The organism is Bacillota bacterium (genome assembly GCA_030705925.1).
Classification (GTDB): Bacteria; Bacillota; Clostridia; order Oscillospirales; family Feifaniaceae; genus JAUZPM01.
Map to the genome: position 1 here is coordinate 1 of JAUZPM010000063.1, position 12513 is coordinate 12513.

General features: G+C 38.9%; 14 protein-coding genes. 9 read left to right on the forward strand and 5 right to left on the reverse strand.

What is annotated here, in order from left to right:
* From Q8865_09245 to Q8865_09265, 5 genes are all read right to left on the reverse strand, one after another.
* On the reverse strand, positions 1 to 737 hold a 737-nt coding region (locus Q8865_09245; protein MDP4153603.1), incomplete at its 3' end, for a CPBP family intramembrane metalloprotease.
* Between the two features lie 176 nt (positions 738 to 913).
* Positions 914 to 1540 (reverse strand): stage II sporulation protein R, encoded by a 627-nt coding sequence (locus Q8865_09250; GenBank protein ID MDP4153604.1) that lies wholly within the window; start codon positions 1538 to 1540, stop codon positions 914 to 916.
* A gap of 87 nt (positions 1541 to 1627) precedes the next feature.
* Positions 1628 to 2491, reverse strand: a complete 864-nt coding sequence (gene ispE, locus Q8865_09255; GenBank protein MDP4153605.1) for a 4-(cytidine 5'-diphospho)-2-C-methyl-D-erythritol kinase — start codon at positions 2489 to 2491, stop codon at positions 1628 to 1630.
* 4 nt (positions 2492 to 2495) lie between these two features.
* Entirely contained in the window at positions 2496 to 3635 is a 1140-nt protein-coding gene (locus Q8865_09260; GenBank protein MDP4153606.1) for a DUF362 domain-containing protein, read from the reverse strand.
* 13 nt (positions 3636 to 3648) lie between these two features.
* Entirely contained in the window at positions 3649 to 4455 is an 807-nt protein-coding gene (locus Q8865_09265) for a histidinol-phosphatase HisJ family protein (protein MDP4153607.1), read from the reverse strand.
* Positions 4456 to 4592: 137 nt separating this feature from the next.
* Here Q8865_09265 and Q8865_09270 point away from each other — a divergent pair, with 137 nt between their 5' ends.
* From Q8865_09270 to Q8865_09310, 9 genes are all read left to right on the forward strand, one after another.
* Positions 4593 to 4862 carry an ACT domain-containing protein gene (locus tag Q8865_09270; GenBank protein ID MDP4153608.1) on the forward strand — a complete coding sequence of 90 codons (270 nt, stop codon included), beginning with the start codon at positions 4593 to 4595 and terminating at the stop codon, positions 4860 to 4862.
* Between the two features lie 12 nt (positions 4863 to 4874).
* Entirely contained in the window at positions 4875 to 6233 is a 1359-nt protein-coding gene (locus tag Q8865_09275; protein MDP4153609.1) for a PFL family protein, read from the forward strand.
* A 265-nt stretch (positions 6234 to 6498) separates the two neighbouring features.
* The gene (locus Q8865_09280; GenBank protein ID MDP4153610.1) at positions 6499 to 6807 is read left to right on the forward strand and encodes a hypothetical protein; all 309 of its coding nucleotides are present in this window, start codon (positions 6499 to 6501) and stop codon (positions 6805 to 6807) included.
* A gap of 25 nt (positions 6808 to 6832) precedes the next feature.
* Positions 6833 to 7870 carry a V-type ATPase subunit gene (locus Q8865_09285; protein ID MDP4153611.1) on the forward strand — a complete coding sequence of 346 codons (1038 nt, stop codon included), beginning with the start codon at positions 6833 to 6835 and terminating at the stop codon, positions 7868 to 7870.
* 42 nt (positions 7871 to 7912) lie between these two features.
* Positions 7913 to 9835 (forward strand): V-type ATPase 116kDa subunit family protein, encoded by a 1923-nt coding sequence (locus Q8865_09290; GenBank protein ID MDP4153612.1) that lies wholly within the window; start codon positions 7913 to 7915, stop codon positions 9833 to 9835.
* Between the two features lie 17 nt (positions 9836 to 9852).
* A complete protein-coding gene (locus Q8865_09295; protein ID MDP4153613.1) occupies positions 9853 to 10284 on the forward strand; it encodes an ATP synthase subunit C in 432 nt (143 codons plus the stop codon).
* A gap of 15 nt (positions 10285 to 10299) precedes the next feature.
* A complete protein-coding gene (locus tag Q8865_09300) occupies positions 10300 to 10608 on the forward strand; it encodes a V-type ATP synthase subunit F (GenBank protein ID MDP4153614.1) in 309 nt (102 codons plus the stop codon).
* 32 nt (positions 10609 to 10640) lie between these two features.
* Entirely contained in the window at positions 10641 to 11240 is a 600-nt protein-coding gene (locus Q8865_09305; GenBank protein ID MDP4153615.1) for a hypothetical protein, read from the forward strand.
* A 36-nt stretch (positions 11241 to 11276) separates the two neighbouring features.
* The coding region (locus Q8865_09310; GenBank protein ID MDP4153616.1) for a V-type ATP synthase subunit A at positions 11277 to 12513 on the forward strand (1237 nt) is incomplete at its 3' end.

Consider the following 12513-nt stretch of genomic DNA (forward strand, 5'->3'; position numbering starts at 1 on the left):
TAGGCTGCAAAATAATTTTTTATATTTTTCGAAGCAAAAACAAGATATATAAAATACAGAGCCGTTATTACTGCCGTTATATAGATTATTTCAACATGCGTGTAACCGACAAGTGAAATATTCGCTAAGAAGTTGTAGAGGATATGGGCAATAATGCAGAGTGTCAGATTTCCGCTTGCAAGGATAACTGTCATAAATAAAAAGCCCACTATAAAGGCGTTTATTATCTGCAGAACGGTATCCTCGCCTGTCTGTGCGACAGCCACCATGCTCACTATGTGTCCAATTGCAAATGTTAAGCTTATGAATATAACTACTATGTAGCGGTTCCATTTCTTGTTAAGCGCCCTAAACATGAGTCCGCGGAAGATGATCTCCTCCATAAATCCCACTGCAACATACATTGCAAAAAATGCAAAAACCTTTTTAAAAGACAGTGATGTGTTTATCCCGTAAATCAAATTCAAAAACGGTACTATTAGCAGAGGAATATAATATAGCATAACCGCCGTTTTTTCATTTGGTTTAGTTAAAAGCCCTATCTCTTTTGCAATACCTGTTCTTTTTAGATAAATGAAGCATATTGCAGCTAGAAAAAGGTTCGGGACAGCGCTGATCATTTCGGAATAAACATTCATGAAGCCTGCGATATTTCCGGTGATCGTGTTAAGTACAAGATAAAAGGCAAGCCAGACAAGAGAGTGTAAAACTCCATTTCTTTCGTATAATTTTTTCATCTTCATCCCCCTATAATTTTACTATTCTAAGATTAGAGCATAAAGTATACCATAAATATCGAGTTTTTCAAAGAAAATCTGAAACCTTCTATAAATTTTTTTTAATTGTTACACATAAAAACCTCCGGGTTGTAGCAACCAGGAGGTTTACATAATTCATTGTTTTTTATTATATTTTACTTATCTTGATCTGAAAAGTACTCTTTTATATCAGTAAACCATTCAAGTATTTTGAATTTGACGACAGTCTTTTCACCGTCAGATCCAGTTATAAGTCCATACTCTTCATCAGACAGTGATCCTTGAACTTTATCTTTGTCTTTGATAGAAACATCCGAACCGCTGTAGCAAAGAGTCGGGTAGATCACGCACCACCAGTTCTTTCCCTTTCCGCTTCCCAGATTTATAATAAGCGAATCATATTTACCTGCTGGGAGTGTAAAATTGTTATATTCTCTAGTTGGGAAGAAATTTTTCCCGAATACAGCGTGTGCCTTGTAATCAACACCCGCTTGTTTTAATGCTTCGTTTGCTGTCTGCTCAAATACTCCAAGATTCTCTGAAATCACTTTTTTTGCGTCATCAACGGAATTTACATTTACAAACAGACCCTTTGTTTTTTTAAGTACATAGTCCCTGACTTGAAGTTTTATTTTCTGCGCATTTTCGTCGTTGCTGTCAGCCCTTATATGAAGACGTACAAAATTATCGGAAATGTCTTGCCCCTCTTGTGCAACCGAGTAAATGCTAAAAGCTGATACAATCAAAACACATAACGCAAGCGAAAGCGTTATTTTTTTCATTTTTTCACCTTCCAAGAATCCGGGACCTATCACCGGATTTATTATAAAAAAAGCTTCTGCCAACATTCTTGACAAAAGCTTTAAATTCTATACATTTACAGGTTTACAAATAAACAATTTTATATTTCTATATCGTTTTCGAAGCTCTCTCTGCGTTTCTTCAGCAACACTTTTAGACTTATATATCCCATAAACCGTCGTTCCGCTGCCGCTCATTACAGCTCCCATTGCACCGCCGCCAAGCATCATTTGTTTGATTTCCAAAACTTCCGGAACAAAGCGTGCCGTGACAGCCTCAAGGCTGTTTCCGAGATTTTTTGCAACTGCATTCAGATCGCCCTTTTCAAGCGCATCTATCATTTTATCAGCAGGGGGATGCAGAGGGCTTTTCATTTGATCGTAGGCTGCGAACATTTCTCTCGTACTCGCCCCCCTGCCGAATTTTGCAAGAAGCAGAACACAATCCGGCATTGGGGATAGTGGCGTCAATATTTCTCCGACCCCTTCTGCAAGGCATGTCCCCCCCTCGACGCAAAACGGAACATCTGCGCCGATTTTTACTCCTATCGCTCGCAATTGATCATTCGACAAGCCCGCGTCATATATTTTATTCAACAAACACAGCGTTCCGGCAGCATTCCCGCTTCCTCCTGCCAGTCCGGCGCCTACCGGAATCTTTTTTATGAGATTTATATTGATACTTCCGCTTATCCCTGTATATTCAAAAAAAGCTTTTGCGGCCATAACTGCATGATTTCTTTCATCTTGAGGGATATATTTAGCATTTGACCTGACGGTAATATTTTTTTGCGTTTCATTTTTTGATATTTCTACAACATCATAAAGTGAAACGGTCTGCATTACGGAAGACAGCGAGTGATATCCGTTTGAAAGTTTGCCCGTAATATCTAGTGTGAGGTTGATTTTAGCATAGGTTTTAACTGAGTTCATTGGTTCACCTGTGTCTGAAAAGTATATTTCGTTTGATAGCTATCGCTTTAATAGGACACATTTCCTGACAGCAGAAGCATCTTATGCACCTGCTGTAGTTTATATGAGCTTTTCTATCTGAAATTTCAATAGTATGAGCAGGACAGCTTTCTGCGCATTTGCCGCAGCCGACACACTTTTCCAGCTGAATCTTTGGATGCGGATCAATTAATTTATCTAATCCAACTCTTAGAATCGGCGGTAAGACTGAAAACATAGAAATAATATCCGTTTTTGCTCTCAAAAGATCTCTGATCAGGACATCATCAAGTTTTTCACCAATAATATCGAGATCTGCAACACTGTTTTCAGTTAGCCCTCTTTCGATAGATTTTTTTACGGTAATAACTTCATTCTTATCAAAACCGGCTATATATGTTGCCGCAAGATCAAGTGAAAATGGGTTTTCGCTTGCAAGCGTAAGTCCTGCATGTTTTGGTCTGCCTCCGGTTGGTCCGTTTCCTTCGTGCACAGTTATTGCATCCATAAATGCAAGAGCTGGCTTTGCCGCTGCGCACAGGTCTACAAGCATCTCGCCAAAACGATCAAGTTTTGGAAATCGTGAATGAAGCTCCGGTTTTTCAAGACCGGGAATAAGCCCAAATAAATTTTTTACTGCGCCTGTATAAGCAGTCATACTGTGGGTTTTAAGCTTGCAGGCCGTTATCAGCAAGTCTGCGTCAAAATACGGTTTTATAAAATGAAATTCATGGCATATAACGCCGTCTCGAAACGGAAGCATATCTGCCGAGCAGTCGTAGTTCAAGCTTGCTCCACAGTTTTTGGCTGCCTTATCCATCCCGCTCGATTTATAGACAGTTTTGAGAAGGATTGGTGTGAACGGCCCCCCCGGGCTGTCTGCAATAGTAACAACGCCGCCATTTTTAATTATAACTTTTGCGAGAGCCTCAATAAATGCAGGGTGTGTCGTAACAGCTGTATCCGGTGCTTTTCCCATTATGAGGTTAGGCTTTATAAGTACCTTTGTGCCCTTTTTGATAAACTTTTCGATGCCGCCTAAATTCTCAAAATGTTTGATTATTACATCTTCGAGTCTGGAGACCTCATAGTCTTCGCATTTTATAACCGAAACAGGCTTACTCATAAATAATCTCCGTTTACAGAATTTTTTTCATTTTTAATTTTCTGTTTTCATATGTTGCAAGATATTTGAAGCCCATTTCGTATAACGTCCTAACAGAATCATGCACTTCTGAACCGACGTGATGCGAAAAATGTGCGTCCGAACCTATAGTAATTATTTCCCCCCCGAGTTTTTTATAAAGTTTTACAGTTTCAAAATCCGGCATTGGATCAGAAAGCCCCGTTCTGAGTGTGGAGAGATTAACTTCTATTCCTTTCCCCATACTGATAAGCTTTTTAAATATTTCACGTAAATGCGGATAATGCTTTGTTACATCAAAACTTTTAATTGTTTTCATTGCATAGCGAACCGGATATGTAACGTGCGCAAGCACATCAAAATCTTTAAAATTCTTTATCATGTCATCAATATCAGACAAGTAAGATTCATATAATTCATCAAAGTTTATATTTTTATAATCAACATAATAGAAATCTATGCCGCTCTTGTTATTATGCAGCGAGCATAACACAAAATCGTATTCAGCTCGTTTTATGACTTCGAGCGACCTCTCAAGATCATTATGCGGCTGCCCTATTTCTATTCCAAACCGTATCTTTAGTCTGTCCTTATACTTCTCACGGCACAGCCCGACTTTTTCTTTCATTTCGGCAACATTGAAATTGCAGCCTTCCTCGATCTCAGTTAATCCGATGTCATAATGGTCGGTAAACGCGATCTCGTCAATTCCAAGTTCAGCTGCCCTTGCACAAGCATCCATATGCTTTGCATCGCTGTCATGAGACATTTCTGTATGGATATGATAATCCTCTGTAAACATGTGATATCCCCTCTTTTAGAAAAAAACTGTTTCCACTTTGACGTCTTATATGTTAATATAATAACAAGTCATTAAATAAATGGCAAGAGATTTTGCCCTTATAATGAAAATCATTAATTAATAAAAGGAGAAAAAATATGCGCGCGGTTATTACAGTTGTGGGAAAGGATACGGTCGGTATCATTGCTAAAGTGAGCGGATACTGCTCTGAACATAAAATAAATATTGTAGATATTTCTCAAAGCGTACTTAGCGATCTGTTCTGTATGATAATGATTGTTGATATCAAAAACAGCGACATTCATTTTTCAGATCTTGTTGACAGACTTGATATGTTCGGCAAAACACTGGGTCTTGATATTCACACTATGCACGAGGATATCTTCAATTCAATGCATAAGATATAGGCGGAGGACAACATGATAAATACAAAAGATATACTTGAAACCATTAACATGATCGAGGGTGAAAATCTCGATATTAGAACCGTTACAATGGGGATATCCCTTCTCGACTGCGCTGATGAAGATATCGCTAAAGCTTGTCAGAAAATATACGATAAAATAACTGGATGCGCAAAAAATCTTGTCTCCACATGTGCTGACATTGAAAAACAGTACGGCATACCGATAATCAATAAACGTATATCAGTAACCCCTATCTCTCTTGTGGGCAACGCATGTAAAAGCACTGATTATGCCAAGTTCGCTCTGGCACTTGACCGTGCCGCTGTCGAGACAGGCGTAAATTTTGTTGGTGGCTTTTCCGCGCTTGTGCACAAGGGTTATACAAAGGGCGACACCGCTCTTATCAATTCTATCCCTGAGGCACTTGCCACGACGAATCTTGTGTGTTCATCAGTAAACGTCGCTACTACTAAAGCAGGAATAAACCTTGACGCTGTCAAGCAAATGGGCAAAATAATCAAAGCCTCAGCAGAACGTACAAGTGACAACTGCTGCATTGGCGCCGCCAAACTTGTCGTGTTTTCGAACGCTCCTGAAGACAACCCCTTTATGGCAGGCGCTTTTCATGGTATCGGCGAACCCGAATGCGTAATAAACGTAGGCGTATCCGGTCCTGGAGTTGTTCGTGCGGCAATTGCAAAAGCGCCAAACGCAAATATTACGGAAATATGCGACATAATAAAAAAGACTGCTTTCAAAATCACCCGTATGGGTCAGCTTGTTGCAAGCGAAGCATCTCGCCGCTTGAACGTTCCATTTGGTATTGTTGACCTTTCACTTGCGCCGACGCCTGCAATCGGCGATTCTGTCGCTGATATACTGACTGAGATAGGGCTTGATAAATGCGGCGGCCCTGGAACGACAGCTGCTCTTGCAATGCTTAACGATGCTGTAAAAAAAGGCGGAACATTTGCGTCTGCTCATGTTGGCGGATTATCAGGTGCATTTATACCTGTTTCTGAAGATGCGGGCATGATTGCCGCTGCCAGAGAAGGCTCACTCTCCATAGAAAAACTTGAGGCTATGACTGCCGTGTGCTCTGTCGGGCTTGATATGATAATAATCCCAGGGGATACCGCACCTGAAACGATTTCCGCGATCATTGCTGATGAGATTTCTATTGGTGTCATAAACAACAAGACAACAGCAGTACGATTGATTCCTGCAATCGGAAAGAGCGTTGGCGAAGAGCTTTGTTTTGGCGGTCTATTAGGCAGCGGTCCTGTTATGGCTGTTAGACCATACTCTGCTGCTAAACTTATAAACCGTGGCGGAAGGATTCCAGCCCCCCTGCAAAGTATGAGAAATTAAGAAAATTTTGTTCAAAACACATATATTGCAAAAGCGGATTATGCTTGTTTTTGGTTAAGTTTTAGTTTTTTTTTCTTGATTGTTTAAAAAAATGGGTCTATATTATTGTTATGCGATTACCTTTCCAAATGATATCGCTTTCATAATATACAATCTAATTTCTATGAACGTCTGACATTAAGTCTGGCGCTTAATTTAAAATCCTCTTTTAGCGAGGATTTTTTTAAGTTTTAAGCTATAGAAAAGTGGAGGGGGTTTAGTAAATATGGAGAATATACTAAACACAATAATAGACATAGAAAACGAGGCACATGCGATCACCCAGTCCGCGAAAAACAGACAATCAAGTCTTCAAGCTGAGATTCAGAACAATGCTGATGCAATGAAAAAAAGTCTTGCAGACCGTGCCGACAGACGTCTAGGAATAATTGCTGAGCAGGAAGAAAAAGAAACTGTTAAAAGACTTGCAGAGCTTTCTGCTTACCGTGATGAAGAATTAAAAAAACTCGATAAATTCGAATCAGAAAATTCCGATCATTTGATAGAAGAAATTACAAAACGCATTTTGAAATAACTTATTCTATCATTTGGAGGTATTTATGCTGAACGATTATTTTAAATATGGTGCCATTACAGCAAAAGTTAAATCAATGCATGGTTATTCTTTTAAGTCATCCGACTATGAAGCACTCATGTCAAAGCGAAATATTGGAGAAATGCTTTCATTTTTAAAATCCACTGAATCTTATGGTTTCCTTTTGCGTGATATGGATGAAACAGCCATGAGCAGAATTGCAATAGAAGCTGCACTGAAAAAAGACTTATTCTATAAATATTTAAAATTATTTAATTACATCGGATTCAGTCAGAAAAAATCTATTGCTTATATCATTTTAAAAGCGGAAGCAGATGAGATTTTAAGATATGTTAGGTTTATCAAAGCGCATAAACCTGACGAATATTTCATGCTTAAATCAGAATTTCTTCTTGAACATTCAAAAATAGACTTTAAATCTCTTCAGTCAAAAATTTCGTTCAATGATCTGCAGCAAGCTGTAAAAGGAACACACTATTATTCAGCACTGTCTGACTTTGGTTCGGATTTTGATTATACTGAAGTAGAGCACGCTGTATATACTAGTTACTACGGATATAAACTTGAATTATTCAGTAATTTGGATGACGCCGCCAAAAATCAAATTACTGATATGATATTTACTCAGATTGACTTTATAAATATTTCCGCTATAATCAGGCTAAAGGGATATTATGGCGCTGGGAACGATAAGGAGACTATATCAAAATATCTGCTTCCCTATTCGAAATATCTTAAAGGCAATCTGCTTAATGCTGTCTTACAGGCTCCTGATAAGGAGGCTGTTTATAATGCGTTGAGAAAATCCCCATATGGCGGATTTTTCGAACATTCAGACCGAATGTATGTTGACGCAATGATTCCTCTGTTTTTAACGCGCTATTGTAAACGTTTATTTAACAGCGGAACTCCTTCGCTTGGTATAGCTCTTGCATATCTTCAGCTGCAGGAAATTGAAATACAAAATATTATAAACATAATCGAAAGTGTTGGATATGACTTGATGCCGGATGTAATGCGCAAATATCTGTATATCTCCTGACGAGAAAATACTGCCGGCAAAATAAGTTAAGGAGGTTATAATATGGCTGTTGAAAAAATGAAGCTCGTAAACGTTTTCGGTCCAGTTCCATTGATTGATGATGTGATTTCAAGACTATGCATTAACAACGATTTTCATCCTGAAAATGTCTCTGACGTCTCCAGAAAAACCAAGGGTTTCTTTCCTTTTGATACGCCAAATCCTTATGCAGGACTGCTTAAAAAGATTTATGCAATATTGAAAAGAGCAAATATAGAACCCGATTTTTCAAGTTTTCAAAATGACAAAATAACTTTAGATGATCTTGAAAAAGATATTTCCACGGTTGAAGATGAATTAATTTCTATTTTAGATCAGCATGAGAAAAACTCAGCTGAAATGACTGAAAATCATCAGATAATGCTGCAGATCGCCCCTATTATTAATACTGATGTCACACTCGATTACTTATTTAACTTGGAATATATTAAATTTCGGTTTGGACGTATGCCGGTAGACAGTTATGATTTACTGTGTACCCAGAAGTTTGATGAATCAAAATACCTATACGTGGTTTCTTCGACTGACAAATCTTATGTCTGGCTTATGTATTTCGTCCCGCGTCAGCATGAAGAGTTTGTTGATTCATTATTTGCCTCGCTTCACTTTGAGCGGACAAAAATAAATCAGCGTGCACACGGAACGCCGAAAAACGCAATGGCTGAAATTGAAGAAGCGCAAAAGGATTTAGAAAAACGGGATAAAAAACTTTTAGAAGACTTGGAAGTCTTCATAAATAACAATAAAGAGCGTTTATTGAAATTATACTCAAGGCTTAAGTATGAAAATGATGCTTTCGAAATAAGAAGGTATGCTATTCACACTAACGACAGCTTTTATATGGCCGGTTGGGTTCCGGAGTGTAAATGCGCCGATTTTGAAAAGGTGGCGAATACCTTCGGTGTGGTGCCTTGTGTTTTTGAAGATCCTGATGAATCTCTCCCTACCCCACCGACAAAACTTAAAAATCTAAAAATATTTAAGCCGTTTGAAGAGTTCGTTAAGTTATATGGTATGCCGCTTTACAATGAAGTGGATCCTACCCCGCTTGTTGCAATGACATATACGCTTATTTTCGGTCTTATGTTTGGCGATATTGGACAGGGCTTGGTTCTTTCCCTTCTTGGATTTGGTTTATGGTTCTATAAAAAGATTCCTTTAGCGAAAATAATAGGAATATGCGGACTTTTCTCAATGCTGGGTGGTGTGCTTTATGGTTCAGTATTTGGATATGAAGAGTTTTTGCCCGGGTTAAAACCGCTTCAAAACGAAACTCATTTTTATATTGCACTAGGCGGCTCTATTGCACTTGGAATTTTACTCCTACTTGTTTCAATGGGCATTAATATTTACAACGGCATAAAGCAGAAAGATATAGTAAAAGCATTATTTTCAAACAACGGGCTTGCCGGAATGATTTTTTACTTTGCTGTAATTTTTGCAGTAATAGGTGCATTCTTATTAAATCAAAACTTTATGACGGTCCCCTACCTTTTACTATTTGTCGTTTTGCCTCTCATTGTAATGTTCTTTAAGGAACCGCTTGGGTCTTGGGTTGATAAAATCAAAAATAAAGAAAAGGCTCAGGAAGAACACGCAAGCAAAGTGGAATTTTTCATACAGAGCTTTTTTGAACTGTTCGAAGTAATGTTGAGTTATATCACCAACACTATATCATTCGTACGTATCGGGGCTTTTGCATTGAACCATGCAGGCTTGATGATGTTCGTGTTTATCCTTGCCAGAATGTCAGGCAGTTCAGATAATATCTTTGTTGTAGTAATCGGCAATCTCTTAGTAATAGGAATTGAAGGTTTGATTGTCGGAATTCAGGTTCTGAGACTTCAGTTCTACGAGCTTTTCAGCCACTTTTACAGTGGAGAAGGCAAACCGTTTGAAGCGCTCACTATTCAATATAAAAAATAATTTTGGAGGGTGTTCATATGATTATCACATTATCAGTTACCTTAGTTGCAATTATCTTATCCCCATTTGTTCTTTTAAAAACCAAGCTTCCTATCAGGAGCCATAAGGCAGTTATTTTAACAAATATCGGAATGTTCTTTATGGTTTCTCTGGCGCTTACAGTTGCGATTTTCGCTACTCCTACAGCTGCCGCGACAGCAATCCCTACAGCAGCTGCTGCAGCTACTGCAAGCAGTAATGGTTTAGGTTATCTTTCAGCAGCTATCTGCACAGGTGTTGCATGTATAGGCGCCGGCATCGCCGTTGCAGCCGGTGCATCAGCAGCTATCGGTGCTACAAGTGAGAATCCTGGAATGTTTGGTAAAAGTCTAATATTTGTTGCACTTGGCGAAGGAATCGTTCTGTATGGACTTCTTATTTCCTTCCAGATTCTAAATAAACTTGGCTAATATTGAAGGGTCATTATGAAATATTTTCTGATCAGCGATAATATGGATACAATCACTGGCTTACGGCTCGTGGGTATTGAAGGTGTCCTTGCCAAAACAAAAGAAGAGGCTGAAAAGGCGCTTTCAACAGCGGTAAATGATAAGGATGTAGCAATTATTATCATTACGGAAAAACTTAAAAAATTATGCGTTGACAGTGTGTCAAACATATTGTTTCATCGTGCCTCTCCGCTGATTGTGGAAATACCAGACAGACACGGTTTTGGGCGTGATCGTGATTCTCTGTCCAGCTTTATAAGCGAAGCGATTGGTCTTAAGCTATAACTTGGCACTTTTTTGTGCAGGTGGAGGTAATTATGGATAGTTCAAATAGTTTAAACGAAAATATACAAAATTTCAGACAAGCCGTAATTGACGAAGCAGTACGTGAGAAAAATGCTTTGGAATCACAGCTTGACGAAATCGAAAGCAAAGAAATGGATGAAGCCGAGAATAATGCTCTTGCAGAGTCTTATACACGTATTCATCGTGAAATGGCTTCCATTACCAATGCTGCTAACAAAAAAGTTTCTCAGAAAACACTTGAGATAAAAAAAGAATTGCTTATCCGTCGTGATTCAATAAAGCAGCATATATTTGATAAAGTTAAAGCTAACATAGCAGCGTATACAAATACTGCTGAATATGATAATTATTTTACCGATATTTTAAACGTTGTTCATAACGAAATCGGAATGGCGACTGATCTTAATGTAGAAATTTCCACAATTGACATGAAAAGATCCGACTCTATCAAAAGCACTCTCGGTAATGTCAACATCATAGAGAATCCATCGATCATCGGGGGCATAATCGCATATTCAAAATCACTTGGCAAATATATTAATAAAACTTTCAACTCAAAAATCGATGATGAAATGGAACATTTTATTGAATATTGTAAATTCCCCGATTAATTGATTTTAGTGCATCAAAGTAAAGCAGGTGAGCAAGTGTCAAAAGAAAAAAATTATAAAATACATGGCATCAACGGCCCTGTTGTTACAATCGAAGGAACAACCGAACTGTTCATGCGTGAAATGGTTCACGTCGGAAACAAGCGTTTAACTGGTGAAGTTATTCTTATCTCTGACGAAAGAACAACTATCCAGGTATATGAAGACACCGGCGGTTTGTATCCGGGAGAGCCCGTTACAGGAACTGGTAAACCGATGTCTGTTAAACTCGGACCAGGTATACTGTCAAACATTTTCGATGGAATTGAAAGACCGTTAAAATTTATTGCAGAAAAAACAGGGGTATTCATAGAAAACGGAGTCGACGTTCCTCCCCTTGATGCCGAAAGAAAATGGAATGTAGCCATTAAAGTAAAGCAGGGCGAGACTGTAAATGAGGGGCAAGTTTACGCCACTCTGCCTGAAACCGCACTAATCGAACACAGATGTCTTGTTCCATTCCAATGTGACGGAGAAGTTACTTTTACTGCTCCTGACGGCGAATACAAAATAGATGATGTTATTGTTAAGGTAAAAGATAAACATAGCAACGTTCACGAACTGACGCTCGCTCAATACTGGCCTATCCGTGAACCCAGACATTTTGTTAGAAGAGAGCCTATTTCTCGTCCCCTTATTACCGGTCAGCGTGTAATAGATACATTATTCCCTATCGCTAAAGGCGGCGCGGCTGCTATTCCGGGGGGATTTGGAACAGGTAAGACAATGACTCAGCATCAGCTTGCTAAATGGTCAGACGCAGATATTATCGTTTACGTCGGCTGCGGTGAGCGCGGAAATGAAATGACTCAGGTTTTGACTGAATTTTCTGATCTGATCGATCCTAAATCAGGCAAACCTCTGACAGACAGAACCGTTCTCATAGCAAACACATCAAATATGCCTGTTTCTGCCCGTGAAGCTTCTATTTATACTGGGATTACTTTAGCTGAATATTACCGTGATATGGGATATCACGTCGCTATAATGGCAGACTCGACTTCCCGTTGGGCTGAAGCCCTGCGTGAAATATCCGGTCGTCTTGAAGAGATGCCTGCTGAAGAAGGATATCCGGCATATCTGTCATCACGTCTTTCTGAATTCTATGAGCGTGCAGGATATGTTAATAACTTAAATGGAACTGACGGTTCTGTTACGATTATAGGTGCTGTATCTCCTCAGGGCGGTGACTTTTCAGAACCGGTAACTCAAAATACAAAGCGCTATATCAGAA

Bases quoted from the DNA above. Each gene is read 5' to 3' on its own strand.
- Q8865_09275 (MDP4153609.1), top strand. From the start codon at position 4,875: ATGATAAATACAAAAGATATACTTGAAACCATTAACATGATCGAGGGT.
- Q8865_09290 (MDP4153612.1), top strand. From the start codon at position 7,913: ATGGCTGTTGAAAAAATGAAGCTCGTAAACGTTTTCGGTCCAGTTCCA.
- Q8865_09305 (MDP4153615.1), top strand. From the start codon at position 10,641: ATGGATAGTTCAAATAGTTTAAACGAAAATATACAAAATTTCAGACAA.
- Q8865_09295 (MDP4153613.1), top strand. From the start codon at position 9,853: ATGATTATCACATTATCAGTTACCTTAGTTGCAATTATCTTATCCCCA.
- ispE (MDP4153605.1), bottom strand. From the start codon at position 2,491: ATGAACTCAGTTAAAACCTATGCTAAAATCAACCTCACACTAGATATT.
- Q8865_09260 (MDP4153606.1), bottom strand. From the start codon at position 3,635: ATGAGTAAGCCTGTTTCGGTTATAAAATGCGAAGACTATGAGGTCTCC.
- Q8865_09285 (MDP4153611.1), top strand. From the start codon at position 6,833: ATGCTGAACGATTATTTTAAATATGGTGCCATTACAGCAAAAGTTAAA.
- Q8865_09280 (MDP4153610.1), top strand. From the start codon at position 6,499: ATGGAGAATATACTAAACACAATAATAGACATAGAAAACGAGGCACAT.
- Q8865_09270 (MDP4153608.1), top strand. From the start codon at position 4,593: ATGCGCGCGGTTATTACAGTTGTGGGAAAGGATACGGTCGGTATCATT.
- Q8865_09250 (MDP4153604.1), bottom strand. From the start codon at position 1,540: ATGAAAAAAATAACGCTTTCGCTTGCGTTATGTGTTTTGATTGTATCA.
- Q8865_09265 (MDP4153607.1), bottom strand. From the start codon at position 4,455: ATGTTTACAGAGGATTATCATATCCATACAGAAATGTCTCATGACAGC.
- Q8865_09300 (MDP4153614.1), top strand. From the start codon at position 10,300: ATGAAATATTTTCTGATCAGCGATAATATGGATACAATCACTGGCTTA.